The sequence below is a fragment of the Sphingomonas cavernae genome (assembly GCF_003590775.1).
Lineage (GTDB): Bacteria > Pseudomonadota > Alphaproteobacteria > Sphingomonadales > Sphingomonadaceae > Sphingobium_A > Sphingobium_A cavernae.
The window spans coordinates 751,111-768,686 of record NZ_QYUM01000004.1 but is presented as its reverse complement, the minus strand read 5'-3'; the positions used below and the strand labels follow the sequence as shown (position 1 = coordinate 768,686).

19 protein-coding genes are annotated in these 17,576 nt (G+C 64.9%); 9 read left to right on the top strand and 10 right to left on the bottom strand.

Annotated features, from left to right (window positions below; translation table 11 throughout):
* The first annotated feature begins 57 nt into the window (after nucleotides 1-57).
* From D3876_RS18965 to D3876_RS18955, 3 genes are all read left to right on the top strand, one after another.
* The gene (locus D3876_RS18965; protein ID WP_220475488.1) at nucleotides 58-474 is read left to right on the top strand and encodes a DUF350 domain-containing protein; all 417 of its coding nucleotides are present in this window, start codon (nucleotides 58-60) and stop codon (nucleotides 472-474) included.
* A 3-nt stretch (nucleotides 475-477) separates the two neighbouring features.
* The gene (locus D3876_RS18960; protein WP_119765162.1) at nucleotides 478-1,311 is read left to right on the top strand and encodes a S1 family peptidase; all 834 of its coding nucleotides are present in this window, start codon (nucleotides 478-480) and stop codon (nucleotides 1,309-1,311) included.
* Nucleotides 1,312-1,378: 67 nt separating this feature from the next.
* On the top strand, nucleotides 1,379-1,645 hold the full coding sequence (locus D3876_RS18955) for a DUF3297 family protein (protein WP_119765160.1): 267 nt from the start codon (nucleotides 1,379-1,381) through the stop codon (nucleotides 1,643-1,645).
* Between the two features lie 127 nt (nucleotides 1,646-1,772).
* Here D3876_RS18955 and D3876_RS18950 read toward each other — a convergent pair whose 3' ends face one another.
* The 3 genes from D3876_RS18950 to D3876_RS18940 form a co-directional block, all read right to left on the bottom strand.
* Entirely contained in the window at nucleotides 1,773-2,321 is a 549-nt protein-coding gene (locus D3876_RS18950; RefSeq protein WP_119765158.1) for a CHAP domain-containing protein, read from the bottom strand.
* 166 nt (nucleotides 2,322-2,487) lie between these two features.
* Nucleotides 2,488-4,395 (bottom strand): M1 family metallopeptidase, encoded by a 1,908-nt coding sequence (locus D3876_RS18945; protein WP_119765156.1) that lies wholly within the window; start codon nucleotides 4,393-4,395, stop codon nucleotides 2,488-2,490.
* A gap of 119 nt (nucleotides 4,396-4,514) precedes the next feature.
* Nucleotides 4,515-5,153, bottom strand: a complete 639-nt coding sequence (locus tag D3876_RS18940) for a TetR/AcrR family transcriptional regulator (protein ID WP_119765154.1) — start codon at nucleotides 5,151-5,153, stop codon at nucleotides 4,515-4,517.
* 66 nt (nucleotides 5,154-5,219) lie between these two features.
* Here D3876_RS18940 and D3876_RS18935 point away from each other — a divergent pair, with 66 nt between their 5' ends.
* The 3 genes from D3876_RS18935 (at nucleotide 5,220) to D3876_RS18925 (ending at nucleotide 6,883) form a co-directional block, all read left to right on the top strand.
* Entirely contained in the window at nucleotides 5,220-5,756 is a 537-nt protein-coding gene (locus D3876_RS18935) for a GFA family protein (protein WP_119765720.1), read from the top strand.
* Nucleotides 5,756-6,061 carry a DUF6958 family protein gene (locus D3876_RS18930; protein WP_119765152.1) on the top strand — a complete coding sequence of 102 codons (306 nt, stop codon included), beginning with the start codon at nucleotides 5,756-5,758 and terminating at the stop codon, nucleotides 6,059-6,061. Before D3876_RS18935 ends, D3876_RS18930 begins: the two co-directional genes overlap by 1 nt.
* Before the next feature lie 129 nt (nucleotides 6,062-6,190).
* Nucleotides 6,191-6,883, top strand: a complete 693-nt coding sequence (locus tag D3876_RS18925; RefSeq protein ID WP_119765150.1) for an HAD family hydrolase — start codon at nucleotides 6,191-6,193, stop codon at nucleotides 6,881-6,883.
* Here D3876_RS18925 and D3876_RS18920 read toward each other — a convergent pair.
* Together D3876_RS18920 and D3876_RS18915 are read right to left on the bottom strand one after the other, a co-directional pair.
* Nucleotides 6,817-8,049, bottom strand: coding sequence for a benzoate/H(+) symporter BenE family transporter (locus D3876_RS18920; protein ID WP_119765148.1), 1,233 nt, complete (start codon nucleotides 8,047-8,049; stop codon nucleotides 6,817-6,819). The genes D3876_RS18925 and D3876_RS18920 overlap by 67 nt on opposite strands.
* Nucleotides 8,050-8,110: 61 nt before the next feature.
* Nucleotides 8,111-8,827 carry a glutathione S-transferase N-terminal domain-containing protein gene (locus D3876_RS18915; protein ID WP_119765146.1) on the bottom strand — a complete coding sequence of 239 codons (717 nt, stop codon included), beginning with the start codon at nucleotides 8,825-8,827 and terminating at the stop codon, nucleotides 8,111-8,113.
* A 119-nt stretch (nucleotides 8,828-8,946) separates the two neighbouring features.
* Here D3876_RS18915 and D3876_RS18910 point away from each other — a divergent pair, with 119 nt between their 5' ends.
* From D3876_RS18910 to D3876_RS18905, 3 genes are read left to right on the top strand one after another with little or no spacing between them, the layout of a single operon-like run.
* Complete coding sequence (locus tag D3876_RS18910) at nucleotides 8,947-10,167, top strand: class I adenylate-forming enzyme family protein (RefSeq protein WP_338014350.1); 1,221 nt, start codon at nucleotides 8,947-8,949, stop codon at nucleotides 10,165-10,167.
* Nucleotides 10,168-10,190: 23 nt separating this feature from the next.
* Nucleotides 10,191-10,493, top strand: a complete 303-nt coding sequence (locus D3876_RS21160; protein WP_338014349.1) for an AMP-binding enzyme — start codon at nucleotides 10,191-10,193, stop codon at nucleotides 10,491-10,493.
* Nucleotides 10,490-11,137, top strand: a complete 648-nt coding sequence (locus D3876_RS18905) for an MOSC domain-containing protein (protein ID WP_119765144.1) — start codon at nucleotides 10,490-10,492, stop codon at nucleotides 11,135-11,137. Before D3876_RS21160 ends, D3876_RS18905 begins: the two co-directional genes overlap by 4 nt.
* On the opposite strand, the gene D3876_RS18900 is transcribed toward D3876_RS18905, so the two are convergent.
* From D3876_RS18900 to D3876_RS18880, 5 genes are all read right to left on the bottom strand, one after another.
* A complete protein-coding gene (locus tag D3876_RS18900) occupies nucleotides 11,130-13,154 on the bottom strand; it encodes a 3-hydroxyacyl-CoA dehydrogenase NAD-binding domain-containing protein (protein WP_420801981.1) in 2,025 nt (674 codons plus the stop codon). The genes D3876_RS18905 and D3876_RS18900 overlap by 8 nt on opposite strands.
* Nucleotides 13,155-13,289: 135 nt before the next feature.
* The gene (locus D3876_RS18895; RefSeq protein WP_238475471.1) at nucleotides 13,290-14,501 is read right to left on the bottom strand and encodes a serine hydrolase domain-containing protein; all 1,212 of its coding nucleotides are present in this window, start codon (nucleotides 14,499-14,501) and stop codon (nucleotides 13,290-13,292) included.
* Between the two features lie 158 nt (nucleotides 14,502-14,659).
* Complete coding sequence (locus tag D3876_RS18890) at nucleotides 14,660-15,463, bottom strand: SDR family NAD(P)-dependent oxidoreductase (RefSeq protein ID WP_119765140.1); 804 nt, start codon at nucleotides 15,461-15,463, stop codon at nucleotides 14,660-14,662.
* Between the two features lie 161 nt (nucleotides 15,464-15,624).
* On the bottom strand, nucleotides 15,625-16,389 hold the full coding sequence (locus D3876_RS18885; protein ID WP_119765138.1) for an SDR family NAD(P)-dependent oxidoreductase: 765 nt from the start codon (nucleotides 16,387-16,389) through the stop codon (nucleotides 15,625-15,627).
* 17 nt (nucleotides 16,390-16,406) lie between these two features.
* A complete protein-coding gene (locus D3876_RS18880; protein WP_119765136.1) occupies nucleotides 16,407-17,483 on the bottom strand; it encodes a phosphotransferase family protein in 1,077 nt (358 codons plus the stop codon).
* Between the last annotated feature and the right edge of the window lie 93 nt (nucleotides 17,484-17,576).

The window sequence follows — 17,576 nt, the reverse complement described above, 5'->3', positions numbered from 1 at the left end:
GATTGACCGGGCGGGTGGCGGTGGCCAAACAGGGCGATCGCCAATCGGGGGGAAAATGTGATCGAACCGGTCCTTGAAAGCCTGGCTACGGGGCTGCCCGTATTGCTGCTCCATCTGGGCGTGTCGCTTGCGGTCTTCCTGCTCGCATTGTCGGTCTATCTCTGGCTCACGCCGCACAAGGAAATGGCGCTGATCCGACAGGGCAACCAGGCGGCAGCCATATCGCTTGGCGGCGCCGCGGTAGGACTCGCCATCCCGATGGCCTTTTGCCTGCGCGCTTCAGTCAATGTCTGGGACGTGGCGCTCTGGGGCACGGTGATCCTGATCATCCAGATCATCGCGTTTCGCGGCGTCGACCTGATCCTCCATCATTTGCCCAAGCGCATCGAGCATGACGAGAAATCCGCTGCGATCTTCCTCGCCATGACCAAGATCTCGGTCGCGCTGCTCACCGCAGCCGCGGTTTCTGGCTAAGCGATGGCCTCGCGGCAGGGCGGATGCTCGCTCGTCCCGCTGATGCTGTTGGTCGTCCTCGCGGCGCTCTTCTTCGGACGCGACGAGCGGTCGATGCGCGCGCCCGAGATCAATCCGCGGCGACCACCTGTGGAGGAGCCGCTGCCTCTTCCAGACGGGCAGCCGGTACCCGAATATGGCATAGACGACAGTGCACGGCCGCAGGATAGCCAGGGAACCGCTTTCGCAATCTCGGACAATGGGCTTTGGATGACCGCCGAGCATGTCGTTCGCGCCTGCGACCGCGTCGGTCTGTCAACCGGGCCCGCGCAGGCCGCGCGCGTCAGCGAAATCTATCAGAGCCGCGTGAGCGACGCCGCGCTGATCGCGGACGGCTTGCCCAGCCAGCGGATCCTGCCGCTGGCGGCACGCGAGCCTGCAGCGGGCGCCGACGGCTATCATATGGGCTTCCCTTCGGGACGGCCCGCTGTGGTGCACAGCCAGTTGATCGGCCCCGGAAGCGCGGTGCGCGGTCCGGGCCGCACCGAGCCGGTGCTCGCATGGGCTGAAGTGGCGCGCTTTCCCGCATTCGACCATGCACTCGGCGGGATCAGCGGGGGACCGACGCTCGATGCGGCGGGTGCGGTCGTGGGCATCAATTCGGCGGCAAGCGAACGGCGCGGGCGTGTGCTGACCACAAGGCCCGGGGCCGCGATCAGTTTGATGCGCGCCACGCGCCACGCACCGGGCAACGCGGTTGTGACGCCAATCGCAGGGATCCGCGATGCACTTGCGCGTTTCCAGCAATATTATGATGTCGGGGCGATCAGGCCCGTCTATTGCGACGTCGCGGGCTGATCGCCGATTGACTGGGGGCGGGCCACTTCGCTAGGGCCGCGGCCATATCCAGCAGAGAGATTTTGTGATGAGCGATACGCCTCCCGACCGCCTTGCGATCGACCCCGACAGCCCCTTCCACAATGCCGATCTGCTCGCGCGCGGCATCGGCATCCGCTTCAAGGGCGTCGAGAAGCACAATGTCGAGGAATATTGCATCTCCGAAGGCTGGATCCGCGTTCAGGCGGGCAAGACGCTCGACCGCAAGGGCAAGCCGCTGACGCTCAAGCTGAACGGGCCTGTCGAGGCCTGGTATGAGGACGTCAAGGCCGGGGACGAGGCCCCAGAGGGCTAAGACCGCCCATCATTTCATTGTCATTCCCGCGAAAGCGGGAATCCATACAACATCCCCGCCCGTGCGGATGGGATCGGCATCGGCTGGATTCCCGCTTTCGCGGGAATGACATCGTAATTGTCGTGAATCAGTCGCCCGATTCGGCACGGAACGCGGTCATTACGACGGGCATGCGGGCGAGCCGGCTGTCGGCCATCTGGATCGCGGGCGCATTTTTCGTCTTTGCGTAGATGAAGCCATAGGCGGGGTACTCGGTCATGCCGAGATCGCCCATCGGGCCGTACCAGACCTTGACCTTGCTCCAGTCGCCAGCTTCCGAGACGTCGATCGCGCGGACATCGCGCTCGACGCGGCCGCCGCGCGACCAGTTGGCGTGGGTCAGCAGCACCTCGCGCTCGGAGACGATCTTCGACACCATCGCGACATGGCCGAGGCGCATTTTGCCCGACGACTTCATCGCGAGCACCGCGCCGACCTCGGGAGCCTCGCCGCGCTCATACTTGCCATCGGCCTGCGCCCACCAGGTGTGCGCATTGCCGTAGATTTCGATGCCCGAAATCGAGCGGGCATAGGGTGCGCACTGCCAGTATTGGGCGGTGGCGGGCGCGATCGAGGCGATCATCATGCCGATCAGCATGGCAATGCCGGCTGCTGCGCGCTTCGCTCCTGCAAACATGAAAACCCCCTGTGCGACCCCTATGGCCTTCTCATGGCGGGGTTTTCGGGCAGGCCCAATAGGGTCCGGTTAACGCAGTGCAACCTTTGCGGCGAGTTGTTACGGTCGCGCGATGAGGTGTCGACGAACTGTGATCCCCGCCCCAATAGGGCAGGGATCGTCGGCTTCACGCCTTCCAGCCGAGCGCCTTGTCGACCGTGGCAATGGTCACCGAATGGTAGCCGGGGCGAGCCTTGGCATAGATGCCGGCCGCGATCGGCTTGCCCCAGTCTCCCTGCTTTTCGAGCGCCTCGAACAGCGGGCTCACGAACTTGCGGCGGCCCATGCCCGTCAGGAACTGATCGGCAGATGCGGTCGCCGGATCGTATCGGTTGGCGACGGCGAGCATCAGCCAGGCGAAGCGGATCTCGCTGTTGCCGGCGCTGCCGAGCTTCCAGGTCGCATCGAGATCGGCAAGCTGCGCGGGCGTAAGCTTGCGGGGCAGGGCGTTCAGGAAGCGCACGCGTTCCTGCGTCGACCATTTGGACGCGTCGATCGAGGCGGCTGCCTGGCCGCCCGCAAACGCCCTGGCGGCGGAGTCGATCGCGGCAAAGCTCGCCGCCTTCAGATGCACGGCATTTCTGGGTACGCCGGGCTGATAGATCCACTGCTCGATGCCGATCTGCTTCTCCACGCTCTCGTCGCCGTCGAACAGGTTCTTGCGCATGTCGGCGATCAGGCCGGCGCTCGTTTGCGGCTGGAAAGCGAAGCGGTCGAAATAGCTTTTCAGATACGCGTCCCATTTTTCTCGGCCGACCGCCTGCTCGATCGTGCGCAGGAACACCGCTCCCTTTTCATAGGCGACATTGGTCATGCCGTCGTCGGGATCGCGGCCGTCGAGGTCGAGATGAAGCTGCGCGTCCTTCGACTGCGGGCCTCCGACGTCGGCGAATGCCTGTTCCATGTCGGACCAGCCAAGGTCGGCGAGCATCGCGGCGCGCTCCTTGCCCTCCATCGCCTCCATGATCCGGTTCTCGAAATAGGTGGTGAAGCCCTCGTTGAGCCAGAAATCGTCCCAGGTGGCGTTGGTGACGAGATTGCCCGACCAGCTATGCGCGAGTTCGTGCGCGATCAGGCTGACGAGCGAGCGATCGCCTGCGATGACGGTGGGGGTGAGGAAGGTCAGGCGCGGATTCTCCATGCCGCCAAAGGGAAAGCTCGGCGGAAGGACGAGCAGATCGTAGCGTCCCCAGCGATAGGGGCCGTACAGGCCCTCCGCCGCCGAGACCATCTTTTCGAGATCGGCAAACTCCCAGGCGCTTTTCTCGAGCATCGCAGGTTCGGTCCACACGCCCGTGCGTGGGCCCAGTTCCTTGAACTCGAGGTCGCCAACCGCGATCGCGATCAGATAGGGCGCGACGGGCTTGTCCATCCTGAAGCGGAAGACGCGACCGCCATCGGTTTCCTCGCCCTCGGGCGTCAGCATCTCGGCGCTCATCACCGCGGTCAGTTCCTCGGGCACGGTAATGGTGGCGTCCCAGGTCTGGCGGATGCCCGGACTGTCCTGCGTCGGAATCCAGGTCCGGTTGAGGATCGCCTGACCCTGGCTGAACAGATAGGGATGCTGCTTGCCCGCGGTCTGCGCGGGCGAAAGCCATTGCAGCGCCGCCGCGCCGGGTGCCGAGGCGTAGTTCACGACGATCTTTTTCGCACCGCCGAGCTGGACGGTCAGCGGCTGGCCGCGAATCGCGTCGCCCTTGCCGAGCGCGAAGGGAAGCGCGCGCCCTTCGGCGTCGGTGATGCGGCTGACGACGAGGTTCTTGCTGTCGAGCACGACCTCCTTTGCGCCGGGCGCGGTCTCGAGATCGAGCGTCGCAGCGCCCTTCATCACCTTGGCGTCGAAGTCGGCGGTGAGTTCGAGCGAGACATGCTTGACGCGCGCCTCTTCCGGCCGGGCGAAGCTGTGCATGTCTTTGGCCTCTTCGGTGAAGAGCACGGGCGAGCTCTGGGGCGCCGCGGTGTTCTCATTCTTGGCGCCGCTGCAGGCGACCAGCGCGGCGAGCAGTGCGGTGGACACGAATTTACGCAAGGTCATGAAGAGATCGGCTCTGTGCTGCGCGCCCGCACCGGGCGCCTCGGAATGGCGGGAAGCTAGAACAGGATGGCGGGGGATGGAAGGGCAGGCTGTGCCAGACTTGCAGGCGCAGATAGCATTCACTCGGGGCCGTAGGCGGCCATGAAGACGCGTACTGCCTCGCGCGCATGACGGCGAAGCGCCGGAGAGGCGGGAACGGCGGCGTCACCGAGTAGCATCGCGCGATTGACCGGATCGCCCATGATCAGCCAGTTGAAGTTCGAAGCTGCCACTTCGGGCTCGGGTGCGCGAATCAGGCCCTGCTCGTTCCACCGCGCGAAGGCCGCGGCAAGCCCCGCGATCGCACGGGCGGGGCCGCCCTCATAAACAGCCTTGCCAAGCTCAGGGAAACGATCGGTTTCGGCGATAACCAGCCGACGAAGTTGCATCAATTGCGGCGTGCGTGCGACCTCGACCTGCCGCGCGGCATAGGCAACGAGGTGATCGGCGAGAGACGTACCGGCCGGCAGCTCGGCCAGGCCGTGCTGAACCTGGTCTCCGGCCGCGTGGGTCATGCCAAGGACCATCGCAACGAACAGCGCTTCCTTGCTCGAAAACTGGGCGTAGACCGTTTGCTTCGAAACCGCCGCCCGTGCGGCAATCTCGTCCATGCTCGTGCCGGGATAGCCTTGCCGCAGGAACAGCTCGGCGGCGGCCTCCAGAATTGCCTGACGCTTGCGCCCGGTGCGGGTGGTGCCAACGGTTTTGGATTTGGTCATCGCATGTCCATTTGACTTTCTGGTACTAGACGGTACAGTCTATTTCAAGGGTGAATGGAGGGTCGCATGGCTTCTGATCAAGTGACACCCACGGCGTCCTGCCGTTGCGGCGAAGTGAAGCTCAGAATACTGGGCGCGCCGATCATAACAGCGATCTGCTATTGCAAGAGCTGTCAGGAGGCGGGGGCCGGATTCCAGAGACTGTCCGGCATGTCCGACGTCCTCGATGCCGATGGCGGCACGGCGTTCGTCCTGCACCGCAAGGACCGCGTCGCGTTTGCCGAGGGCGATGCGCTGCTGCGTGAACATCGACTGACGCCTGAGGCCTCCACGCGACGCGTGCTGGCGCGCTGCTGCGATACGCCCATGTTCCTTGAGTTCGCCGGCGGCCACTGGCTTTCACTCTATCGCGAGCGGCTAGGGCCCGATGCACCACCGGTCGAGATGAGGGTGATGGCCGGCGATCGACGCGCCAGCGCTGTTTTCGAAGACGCGCTGCCGACTTACAAGACCCATTCGGTCAAGTTCATGTGGCGGCTGTTCGTGGCCTGGGCGGCGATGGGGTTTCGGGCACCCAGGCTCCAGCCGATCGAGGCGGCGTAATGGCCGACAATGCTGCCAGGGTTGCGATGGAAAACGTCAATACGCCGGGCCGCTCCGTTCGCGTGGATGGCGACAAATATGCGGCGATGCGTTCGGCGATCCTCGCCGTTTTGCCCGCTGCTACGCCGGGAATGTCTGTTGCAGAACTGAAAGTCGGCGTGCTGCCACTGCTGCCCGATGCCTTATTTCCCGGCGGCGCCAAGGCGGGCTGGTGGCTGAAAGGGGTTCAGCTCGATCTCGAGGCAAAGGGACTGATCGGGCGCCAACCGCACAGCAAGCCGCTTCGTCTGTTCCGGATAGCGTAAATCAACGCCGCCGCTGACCGAACGGCGACAACATATTCCGACCGGACTTGAGCAAGGCATCGAACTGTGCCTTGCCCCACCCCGGATCGAGGGAGTATCGCGGCGCTCCCGCCGTATTGGAGTCGCGTCATGCCCATCTCGATCATCGGTCTCGATGCCGACGACACGCTTTGGCACAACGAAACCATCTTCCGCATGACGCATGCGCGGTTCAACGAACTGCTCGGCGATTTCGCGGAACCCGAGGCGATCGAGGCGCATCAGGCCGCGGTCGAGCGGCGCAATCTTACGATCTATGGCTATGGCGCCAAGGGCTTCACGCTTTCGATGCTCGAAACCGCGCTCGAGGTCAGCGACCGGCGGGTGCCTGCCGAAGTACTCGCCGAAATCCTGTCGGCGGGGCGCGAGATGATGCGGCATCCGATCGAGCCGTTGCCGGGCGTCGAGGATGCGCTCGAGACGCTTGCCGGCCGCGCGAAGCTGGTGCTCATCACCAAGGGTGACCTTTTCCATCAGGAACAGAAGCTCGCAGCCTCGGGACTGGGTTCGTTCTTCTCGGGCGTCGAGATCGTCAGCGAGAAGACCGCCGATGTCTATGCGCGCATCTTCGCGCGGCATGATGCGGCGGAGAACGCGGTGATGGCGGGCAATTCCGTGCGTTCGGACGTGCTGCCTGCATTGGAGGCAGGAAGCTGGGCAGCGCTCATCCCCTATCCGCTGGTCTGGGCGCATGAGGCGGCGGACGCCCCCGCGGATCACCCGCGTTTTGCGGAGCTGTCGGCGCTGGGCGAGCTTGCGGACTGGATCGAAGGCATCGGCTGAAACAGCCGGCGAACGCCCAGCGCGAGGAACCCCGCGACAAGCCCCCAAAAGGCCGAACCGACACCGAGCAGCGTCATGCCCGATGCGGTGGCCGCGAAGGTCAGCACTGCGGGCTCGCGATCGGCGGGCTCGGCGAGCATTCCGCCCAGCGCGTTGACCAGCGGGCCGATCAGCGCAATCCCCGTGATCGCCGCCACCGTCTCGCGCGGCATCGCCATGAACAGTCCGACCAGCGGCACCGCGAACGCCGCCAGCAGCACATAGAAGCCCGCATAGATCATCCCGACGACCCAGCGGCGCGCGGGATCGGGGTGCGCATCGGCATCGGTGCAGATCGCGGCGGTAATCGCGGCGAGGTTGACGCTGTGCGCGCCGAAGGGCGCGAGCAGCAGCGAGGCGAGGCCGGTGACGAACAGGATCGGTTGTGAGGGCGGTTCGTAGCCCGCCGAGCGCAGCACGACGAAGCCCGGCAGGTTCTGCGAGACGAGCGTGACGAGGAACAGCGGCACGCCGAGACTGACGATCGCGCGCCAGTCGAATTGCGGCAGCGTCGCGCTCATCCCGCCGAACAGCGTGCCGCCGTCATGGGGCGCGATGTCGCCGCGCCCGATCACCAGCGCGATCGCGGCGACGAGCACGATCAGCAGCGCATAGGCCGGAAATTTCTGGCGCGCGACGACGAAGATGACGAGCAGCAGCCCCGCAAGCACTGCGTCCGACTGAAAGGTTTGGAACAGCGCAAGGCAGAAGGGGAGCAGGATTCCCGCGAGCATCGCCGATGCGACCGGGGCGGGGATCCGCGCGGCGAGCCGGCCGAGCGCGGGGATGAGGCCGAGCAGCGTCATCATCGCCGCCGCTGCGACAAAGGCTCCGATCGCGACGGGCCAGCTCGCACCCGTGCTGCTTGCCGCGATCAGCGCCGCGCCCGGTGTCGACCAGGCGAGCACCACGGGCATGCGCAACCGATAGCTCAGCCCCGCGCCAGCGATGGCGATGCCGAGGCAGAGCGCTGTGACCATCGACCCGATCTGCGCCGCCGACCCGCCGATCGACTGTCCCGCCTGGACGACGAGCACGACGGTGCCGCCAAAACCGACGAGCGCGGCGATCGCAGCGGCCGAGAAGGAGGAGAGGGGGATGGTGGGGGTGGAGGACGCGGCGCTCATGGGGCGAGGCTGTAGGGGGGTTGCCGCCTGCTGGAAACCCCTTGTGCGCCGCGTCCGCCGATCAGGCGCGCGCCGTCTGGCCAAAGAGCACCTGCCGCGCCTTCTCAGCCTCTTCGCTGTCGGCGTCGAGAGGCTTGCGCAGTTCTTCGCCGACGGCCTTGCCCTTGATGAAGCTCTCGCGCGCGCCACACAGCGCGTGCCAGCGTTTCAGATCAGGGAAATCGTCGAGATCCTGACCCTGACCCTCGGGGAGGATCCACGGCCAGATCGCGAAGTCGGCTATGGAGAGATCGCCGGCGACGAACTCGCGGTCGGCGAGGCGGCTGTCGAGCACGCCATAGAGCCGGTTGACCTCGTTGGTGTAGCGTTGAGCACCATATTCCAGCTTGGCGGGATCAGGCTCGATCTTCGGCGCATAGTTGCGGAAATGGTGCGCCTGGCCCGACATGGGGCCGAGCCCGCCCATCTGCCACATCAGCCAGCTCTCGATCTCGGCGCGCTCACGCAGGTTGGCGCCGCCGAACAGCCCGGTCTTGCGCGAGAGATAAAGCAGGATCGCGCCGCTCTCGAAGACCGAGATCGGGTGCTCGTCGGGACCGTGCGGATCGACGATCGCGGGCATGCGGTTATTGGGGCTGATCTTCAGGAAATCGGGCTCGAACTGCTCGCCTGTGCCGATGTTGACGGTGTGGATCTTGTAGGGAAGGCCCATCTCCTCGAGCGCGATGGTGATCTTCCAGCCATTGGGGGTCGGCCAGTAATAAAGGTCGATTGCCATGTTGTTCTCCCGTACCGGGGTTACGCTCCACACCCGGCTGAGGATATAGGAAGGCCCAGTACCGCCGCTAGTCCCCCACATGGGTTGATCGTACGGCGCATTGCGATAAGCCCTGATCCATGACGACCGCACAGGCCATGCTCGACAGCGACTTCGCGCTCCTTTCGGACCTCTTTGCGGCGCAGGCGGCCGAACGCCCCGACGCGATCGCGCTGGTCGATGATGACCGGCGGTTGAGCTATGCCGAGGCCGATCAATGGGTCGACCGGATCGCTGCCTCGCTACAGCGCGATGGCCTGAAACCGGGACAGGCAGTCGCGATCGGCGCGACGCCCTCGGTCCACTATGCGCTCGTCTTTCTGGGTGCGCTGCGCGCGGGCGGGGCGGCAACGCCGCTGACCGCCTCCGCCGCGCCTGCCGCGCTCGGCGGCATGATCGCGGATTGCGGGAGCCGGCATCTGTTCCTCGATGCGGGCATGGCCGGGACGCTTGCTGGCATCGAATTGCCGAAGGAAATCGACCTGATCCCGCTCGACCTCAGCAGCGCGGGGACGCCGCTTGAAGGGTGGGTGGAGGACGAGGGCGTCGAACCAGCGCCCGTAGCCGTGGGGCCCGATGATCCCTTCAATATCATCTATTCGAGCGGCACCACGGGCAGCCCCAAGGGCATCGTCCAGTCGCACCGCATGCGCTGGGGACACATCCGCCGCGCGGGCGCGTCGGGCTATGGCCGTGACGCGGTGACGCTGATCTCGACGCCGCTCTATTCCAACACCACGCTCGTCGCGTTCGTGCCCACGCTCGCGCACGGCGGCACCGCTGTGATCATGGGCAAGTTTGATGCGCGCCGCTTTCTCGAACTGTCGCACGCCGAGCGCGTGACGCACGCGATGCTCGTCCCCGTCCAGTACAAGCGGCTGATGGAGCGCGCGGATTTCGGCGATTTCGATCTCTCGTCCTATCGCGTGAAATTATGCACCAGCGCGCCCTTCTCTGCGGCGCTCAAGGCAGATATTCTTGCGCGCTGGCCCGGCGGGCTCGTCGAATATTATGGCATGACCGAGGGCGGCGGGACCTGCATCCTGCTTGCGCACGAACACCCCGACAAGCTCGACACCGTCGGCCGGCCCGCGCCGGGGCACGATATCCGCGTGATCGACGCTGCCGGAAATGAGCTCCCGCCGGGCGAGAAGGGCGAGGTCGTCGGTCGCTCCGAAGCGATGATGACGGGCTATCACAACAAGCCCGACCAGACGCGCGAGGCCGAATGGTTCGATGACCAAGGCAATCGCTTCATCCGCACGGGCGACATCGGGCGTTCGACGAGGACGGCTTTCTGACACTCCTCGGCCGCGCCAAAGACATGATCATCTCGGGTGGCTTCAACGTCTATCCGGGGGATCTGGAGGAGGCGCTGATGGCGCATGACGATGTCGCCGAGGCCGCGGTGGTCGGTGCGCCGTCGGAGGACTGGGGCGAGACGCCGGTGGGCTTCGTCGTCGCGGAGCGGGGGCGCTCGCCCGATCCCGATGCGCTGCGACAGTTCGCCAATGCGCAACTGGGCAAGACGCAGCGGCTCTCCGCCGTCCATGTCATCGACGCGATGCCGCGCAGCGAGATCGGCAAGATCCTGAAGCGCGAGCTGCGCGAAAGGCTGGAGCGATGAGCTTCGCGATTGACGCAGTGCTGACCGGCAAGGCGCGCGTCTTTGGCGACAAGGGCGAGCCGAGCGCAATCGCCAAGGCGCGCGTCGATGGCGTCCGCCGCGTCGGTTTCCTCGGCATAGAGGGCGACGAGCAGGCCGATCTTTCGGTTCACGGCGGCCCCGACAAGGCGATCCATCATTATCCGCGCGACCATTACGGCTTCTGGCGTGAAACGCTCGACGGGCACGCGCTGCTCGATGGTGCGGGGGCATTTGGCGAGAATATTTCGACCGAAGGGCTCATTGAAGGCGAAGCCTGCATCGGCGACCGCTACCGGCTCGGCACCGCGCTCGTCGAAATCAGCCAGGGCCGCCAGCCGTGCTGGAAGCTCGGCCACCGCTTCGGCATCGCGACCGTACCCGCCACCGTCGTCAAGACGCGGCGCAGCGGCTGGTATTATCGCGTGATCGAGGAAGGCGAGGTTGCTGCGGGCGACATGCTGGCGCTGGTCGAGCGCCGGTTTCCGCAATGGAGCGTCGAACGTGTGTTCGGGCTGCTCGTTGCCGGAAAAGGCAAGGGCGAGCCCGCGGCCTTGCGCGAACTCGCCCTGATGGATCAGCTTGCGACGAGCTGGCGTGCTCGTGCGGAGAAGCTGCTTAGTTGAATCGCCCCTTCGCTGCGGCCTTTTCCTTGAGCAGCGGTGCGACCTCAAAGCCGTGTTTTTCCAGTCCCTTCACGATCTTGTCCGCGCCTTCGAGATCGGCCCAGAACATCGGGCCGCCGCGGTATATCGGCCAGCCATAGCCGTAGATCCAGACGACATCGATGTCCGACGCGCGTTGCGCCATCTCTTCCTCAAGGATCAGCGCGCCTTCGTTGACCATCGTGTAGAGCGTGCGCTCGATGATCTCCTCGTCCGAAATCTCGCGCTTGGTAGCGCCCGACTTGGCGGCGAAATCGTCGATGATCTTCTGCACCTCGGCCGATGGCGAAGGATTGCGTTTCTCGTCATAGTCATAGAAGCCCTTGCCGGTCTTCTGCCCCCAGCGTCCGATTGCGGCGAGCGCGTCACGGATATTTTCGATCCGGGTTGGATCGCGGTGCCAGCCGATATCGACGCCCGCGAGGTCGCTCATCTGGAAGGGGCCCATCGGCATGCCGAAATCGACATGAACCTTGTCGATTTGGCTGGGCGTCGCGCCTTCCATCAGCAGCTTCATCGCCTCGAACTGACGGGGCTTGAGCATACGGTTGCCGATGAAGCCATCGCATACGCCGGCCACGACCGCGACCTTCCTGATCTTCTTGGCCACGTCCATCGCGGTCGCGAGCACGTCGTCGGCGGTCTTCGCGCCGCGCACGACCTCGAGCAGCTTCATGACGTTGGCGGGCGAGAAGAAGTGGAGGCCGAGCACGTCCTGCGGACGGCTGGTCGACGCGGCGATCTCGTCGATGTTGAGATAGCTGGTGTTGGACGCGAGGATCGCGCCGGGCTTGGCGATCTTGTCGAGCTTGCCAAAGACCTCCTTCTTCACGTCCATATTCTCGAACACCGCCTCGATGATGAGGTCGCAGTCCGCGAGGTCTTCGAGGTTGAGCGTGGGGGTGAGCAGGCCCATCGCCTTTTCGACCTGTTCGGGCTTCATCCGGCCCTTGGCGGCGGTCGCCTCGTAATTCTTGCGAATGATGCCCGTGCCGCGATCGAGCGCGTCCTGCTTCATCTCGACGATCGTCACGGGGATTCCGGCGCTCAGGAAGTTCATCGAGATGCCGCCGCCCATCGTGCCCGCGCCGATCATGCCGACCTTCCTGATCGGACGCAGCGCGATATCGGGCGCGATACCGTCGATCTTGGCGGCCTTGCGTTCGGCGAAGAAGATATGGCGCATCGCGGCGGACTGCGTGCCGAACATCAGCTTGGTGAATTCCTGACGTTCGAAATCGAGGCCTTCGGCGAAGGGCAGTTTCGTTGCCGCCTCGACGCACTTGATATTGGCTTCGGGCGCATCGAAGCCACGGAAGCGCTTGGCATTGGCCTTGCGGAAAGTCTCGAACAGCTCGGGTGATGCCGTCGCTGTCTTGTCGCGGATCCGCGGAATCGGGCGCACGTCCTTCACCTCACCCGCAAAGGCGATCGCGTCTGCGACCAGACTGTCCTCGCCCGCCAGCCGGTCGACCAGCCCGGCCTCCTTGGCCTTGGTCGCAGGAATGGGATCGCCCTTGCCCGTCAATTCCAGCGCGAGTTCGACGCCTGCGACGCGCGGCAGGCGCTGCGTGCCGCCCGCGCCGGGGAGCAGGCCGAGCTTGACCTCGGGCGTTCCGAACTGCGCCGAGGGGACCGCGATGCGGTAATGACAGCCGAGCGCGACCTCGCAGCCGCCGCCGAGCGCGGTGCCGTGCACCGCCGCGATCACGGGCTTTTCGGACAGTTCGATGGATTCGACGAGTGCGGGCAGCCATGGCTCCACCGGCGGCTTGCCGAATTCGGTGATATCGGCACCCGCGAAGAAGGTGCGGCCGTCGCAGCGGATCACGACCGCCTTGATCGAGTCATCGGCGGCGGCTTCCTTGATCCCCTTGTCGATTCCGATGCGAACTTCGGCGCCGAGCGCGTTTACCGGCGGATTGTTGGAGATGATGACGAGAATGTCGCCGTGGCGTTCGGTGGTGATGACGGACATTGGTTTCTCCATTTATTCTCTGGTCTCAAAAAACTCTGTGTCATTCCCGCGAAAGCGGGAATCCATGCGGTGCATGAGCGAGGTACCGGCATCGTCTGGATCCCCGCTTTCGCGGGGATGACAGGAAGGGGCGTCTCATTCCGCAAGCGCCGAATAAAGCATGGTCTTGATTTCGCGTCGCACGGGGTAAGTGTTCGACGGCATCAACTGGGTCATGAAGATCATGATGATCGCCTCGACCGGATCGACGAAGAAGGCGGTCGAGAACATCCCACCCCAGTAGAAATCACCGCGTGACCCGGGGACCATCGTGGCCGCGGGATCCATCGTCGTGGCGAAGCCGAGCCCGAAGCCGACGCCCGCATTCTCCGCCTCGCTGAACAGCGCGGTTGAATGCTGGGTGAGGTCGCCGCCGCCCGGCAGGTGGTTGGCGGTCATCAGTTCAAGCGTCTTGCGGCTGATGATGCGCTCGCCGTCGAGTTCGCCCTCGTTGAGCAGCATCCGGCAGAAGCGGTGATAGTCGGCCAGCGTCGAGGCCAGTCCGCCACCGCCCGAAAGCTGGTTGGGCTTGCGACCCCAAGCCGATTTCTCGCCGGGATCGTATAGCTTCTTCGTTTCCTTTGGATCGAACGCGTAGCAATCGGGCATCCGGTCGAGCTTGTCCGTGGGCACCTGAAAATGCGTGTCGTCCATGCCCAGCGGCCGCGTGATCCGCGCGGCGATCGCCTCGTCGAGCGGCTTGCCGTCGACGCGCTGGATGATCGCGCCCAATATGTCGGTTGCGATCGAATAGTTCCACGACGTGCCGGGATCGAACTGGAGCGGGATGTCGGCGAGGATCTTGATGAGTTCTTCCAGATCGGGGCCACTGAACGCTTCGAGCTTTGCCTTGCGGTAGGCAGCGTCGATCGGCGTGCGCTCCTGAAAGCTGTAAGTGAAGCCAGCGGTATGGCGCAGCAGGTCGATCATCCGCATCTGCGTCGCCGCAGGCCGGCTGACAAAGGGCATGTTGCCGCCCCCCGCAACGAATACGCCGAGGTTCTTCCATTCGGGGATCACCTTCGTCACCGGATCGGCGAGCGCGAGCTTGCCCTCCTCGACGAGCTGCATGAACGCGACCGAGGTGATCGGCTTGGACATCGAGGCGATGCGGAAGATCGCGTCGTCCTTGAGCGGCTGCCCGGCGCGCGCCTCACCCTGGAGCGACAGATGCGCGATCTCGTCGCCGCGGCCGATGAGCAGCGCTGTATGGGGCAGGCGGCCCGTGTCGAGATATTTGGCCTTCAGGTGCGCATCGATGCGCTGGAGCCGTTCGGGAATGAAGCCGAGTTCCGCCGGATCGGACACGGTAAGCCCCTCCCTTCCAAGGGAGGGGTTGGGGTGGGTGGCGAGCGGAGCGAGCCCTTTGGCATCCGAAGCAGCCCAGCCGGCATCGAGCCGGCCATGCTGCTCACCCACCCCTTGCCCCTCCCGTGGAAGGGAGGGGTTGTTTTCGGTCATTTCGTTCATGCGGCGGTCTTCCCGGTCTCCTGACGCGTCACCGGATGCGAGCTCGAAAGTCCGCCATCGACGACGATCGCCTGCCCGTTGACGTAGCTCGATTCATCGGAGGCGAGGAATAGCGCCGCGAACGCGATCTCCTCGGGCTGGCCCGCGCGGCGCAGCGGATTGAGGCGCCCGATCTTTTCCTCGACGCCCTTTTCGCGCGCATATTCGAAGGCGCGTTCGGTCATCCCCGTCTCGATCAGCCCGGGGCAGATCGCGTTGACGCGCACGCCCGTCCCTGAAAGCTGTTGCGCCGAGGTCTGGACGAGATTGATGACGCCCGCCTTGGACGCCGAATAGGCAGGCCCGCCCGCGCCCGAACGCAGGCCTGCGACGCTCGCGGTGCAGATGATCGAGCCCGAGCCCTTTTTCATGATCACCGGCGCAGCGTGCTTGATGAGGATGAACGGACCGACAAGGTTGACCTGGAGGATCTGCTGCCAGTCATCGACGCTCTGCTCGAAAATGCCAGGGAGGCCGCCCGAGATGCCTGCATTGGCATAGGCGATGTCGAGCCCGCCATAAGAGAGCCGCGCGGTCTCGACGAGCTTCTGGACATCCTCTTCCTTGCCCGCGTTCATCTGCATCGCGTTCGCTTCGCCGCCCTCGTCGCGGATCATCTTCGCGGTTTCGTGAACGCCTTCGGCCTTGTCTCCAAGCACGAGCCGCGCGCCGTTGCGCGCGAACAGCAGTGCCGTGGCACGCCCAATCCCCGAGCCCGCGCCCGTGACGATCGCGCTTTTTCCTTCGAGCCTTCCTGGCATGCTCAACTCCCCAAGCAAATCCGCTCGTCCTGAGTAGCGGCTGAGCCTGGCGAAGTCGCGTATCGAAGGACTGGCACGGTGCGTCCTTCGATACGAGCCCTCGGCTTCGCTCGGTCTCTACTCAGGATGAGCGGCGAATGGATCAAGATGTTCATCCTAATTTAGATCGTCTGCCCGCCGTCGACGACGATGGTCTGGCCGGTAAGGAATGTCGAGGCGGGGGAGCCGAGGAACACTGCCGCCCCGGCGATCTCGTGCGCCTCGCCGATGCGCTTGAGCGCGGCGTTCGCGGTCGAGGCCTTGAGTGTTTCGGGATCTTCCCACAGGGCTCGCGCAAAATCGGTGCGGATCAGCCCCGGCGCGATGCAGTTCACGCGGACATTATGTCGCCCATATTCTCGCGCGAGGTTGCGCGCGAGCTGCATGTCGGCTGCCTTGGAGATCGCATAGGCGCCGATCACCTCCGACCCCCGAATGCCGCCGATCGACGAGATGATGATGATCGAGCCATCCTTGCGTTCGATCATCTCGGGCGCGACCATCGAGATCAGCCAGTGATTGGCGACGATGTTGTTGTCGAGGATCTTGCGGAACTGGTCGTCCGCGATCCCAGCCATCGGCCCGTAATAGGGATTGGACGCGGCGTTGCAGACGAGCACGTCGATCCGGCCGAACACCTTGCGGCTTTCGTCGACCAGATTCTGCAGCGCTTCCTTGGTGGAGATATTGGCCGCAACCGCGATCGCGGTGCCTTCGCCGAACCGCGCGTTAAGCTCCGCCGCCACTTCGTCGCACGCATCCTGCTTGCGACTGGAAATTACGACGCGGGCGCCATTTTCCGCCATCTCCTCGGCGATCGCCTTGCCGATCCCGCGCGTCGAGCCCGTGATAACCGCGACCTTGCCCGTCATGTCGAACTGGGACATCCGATCTTCTCCTGCCGTCAGCGTGCGCCTGCGAGCTCGGCGAAATGCCATGCCGCCTTTGCCAGTCCCGGCATGCGCGCCACGGTTTTCTCCGCCTGTGCGCTCGACGCGGTGCCGTCAATGATCCGGCGCCTGATGCCCTGAACGATCCCGGCGAGGCGAAACAGGTTGTAGCTGAAATACCAGTTGAGATCGGGGACACCGTCGCGCCCCGTTGCCGCGCAATAGCGCGCGACCGCCTGCTCGATCGTCGGAATGCCGAGCGCGTCGAGATCGAGCCCCGAGATCCCCGAGCGCCCCTCGGGCTCGGTCACCCAGTTCATCAGCAGATAGGAGAAGTCGGCAAGGGGGTCGCCGAGCGTGGACAATTCCCAGTCGAGGACGGCGTGCACCTTTGGCTCGCGCGCGTCGAAGATCATGTTGTCGATGCGGAAGTCGCCATGGACAATCGACACACGGTCCTGCACGGGCAAGGTGCGCGGCAGCCATTCGATGAGCCGGTCGATCTCGGGGATCGTCTCGGTTTCGGCGGCGCGGTACTGCTTGGTCCAGCGACCCACCTGCCGTTCGAAATAATTGCCGGGCTTGCCATAGTCGCCAAGGCCAACGGCCTCGTGGTCGATAGTGTGGAGCTGGGCCAGTGTATCGATCATCGCATTGTAGATGCCGGTCCGCTCGGCGGGCGCCATGCCGGGCAGCGATCCGTCCCAGAGATTGCGGCCCTCGACCAGCCCCATGATGTAGAACATCGAACCGATCACGCCGTCGTCGGTACACAGGCCATAGGGCCTTGCGACCGGAAAGCCCGCGGGGTGCAGTGCCGCGATCAGCCGATATTCGCGGTCGACCGCGTGCGCCGAAGGCAGCAGCGGTCCGAAGGGCTTGCGGCGCAGCACATAGGCGCCGCTCCCGGCGTCGATCCGATAGGTCGGGTTGGATTGGCCGCCCTTGAACTTCGACAGCCGGATCGGTCCCTCGAAGCCCTCGACATTGGCCTGCATCCACGCGGTGAGCGCAGCTTCGTCGAGCCGGTCCTTTTCCGGCACGTCGGTGGTTCCGACCATTGTGGTCTGAGCGTCGGAGGGCTGGGTCATGACACACCGAGTACCCCGGCGAAGGCCGGGGTCCAGCGTGGCAGGCTCTGTCGCGTGTGACTCCTGGACCCCGGCCTTCGCCGGGGTGCTCCC

Coding starts and splice junctions, on each gene's coding strand:
- D3876_RS18960 (WP_119765162.1), top strand. CDS start 478: ATGGCCTCGCGGCAGGGCGGATGCTCGCTCGTCCCGCTGATGCTGTTG.
- D3876_RS18955 (WP_119765160.1), top strand. CDS start 1,379: ATGAGCGATACGCCTCCCGACCGCCTTGCGATCGACCCCGACAGCCCC.
- D3876_RS18950 (WP_119765158.1), bottom strand. CDS start 2,321: ATGTTTGCAGGAGCGAAGCGCGCAGCAGCCGGCATTGCCATGCTGATC.
- D3876_RS18945 (WP_119765156.1), bottom strand. CDS start 4,395: ATGACCTTGCGTAAATTCGTGTCCACCGCACTGCTCGCCGCGCTGGTC.
- D3876_RS18940 (WP_119765154.1), bottom strand. CDS start 5,153: ATGACCAAATCCAAAACCGTTGGCACCACCCGCACCGGGCGCAAGCGT.
- D3876_RS18935 (WP_119765720.1), top strand. CDS start 5,220: ATGGCTTCTGATCAAGTGACACCCACGGCGTCCTGCCGTTGCGGCGAA.
- D3876_RS18930 (WP_119765152.1), top strand. CDS start 5,756: ATGGCCGACAATGCTGCCAGGGTTGCGATGGAAAACGTCAATACGCCG.
- D3876_RS18925 (WP_119765150.1), top strand. CDS start 6,191: ATGCCCATCTCGATCATCGGTCTCGATGCCGACGACACGCTTTGGCAC.
- D3876_RS18920 (WP_119765148.1), bottom strand. CDS start 8,049: ATGAGCGCCGCGTCCTCCACCCCCACCATCCCCCTCTCCTCCTTCTCG.
- D3876_RS18915 (WP_119765146.1), bottom strand. CDS start 8,827: ATGGCAATCGACCTTTATTACTGGCCGACCCCCAATGGCTGGAAGATC.
- D3876_RS18910 (WP_338014350.1), top strand. CDS start 8,947: ATGACGACCGCACAGGCCATGCTCGACAGCGACTTCGCGCTCCTTTCG.
- D3876_RS21160 (WP_338014349.1), top strand. CDS start 10,191: ATGATCATCTCGGGTGGCTTCAACGTCTATCCGGGGGATCTGGAGGAG.
- D3876_RS18905 (WP_119765144.1), top strand. CDS start 10,490: ATGAGCTTCGCGATTGACGCAGTGCTGACCGGCAAGGCGCGCGTCTTT.
- D3876_RS18900 (WP_420801981.1), bottom strand. CDS start 13,154: ATGTCCGTCATCACCACCGAACGCCACGGCGACATTCTCGTCATCATC.
- D3876_RS18890 (WP_119765140.1), bottom strand. CDS start 15,463: ATGCCAGGAAGGCTCGAAGGAAAAAGCGCGATCGTCACGGGCGCGGGC.
- D3876_RS18885 (WP_119765138.1), bottom strand. CDS start 16,389: ATGTCCCAGTTCGACATGACGGGCAAGGTCGCGGTTATCACGGGCTCG.
- D3876_RS18880 (WP_119765136.1), bottom strand. CDS start 17,483: ATGACCCAGCCCTCCGACGCTCAGACCACAATGGTCGGAACCACCGAC.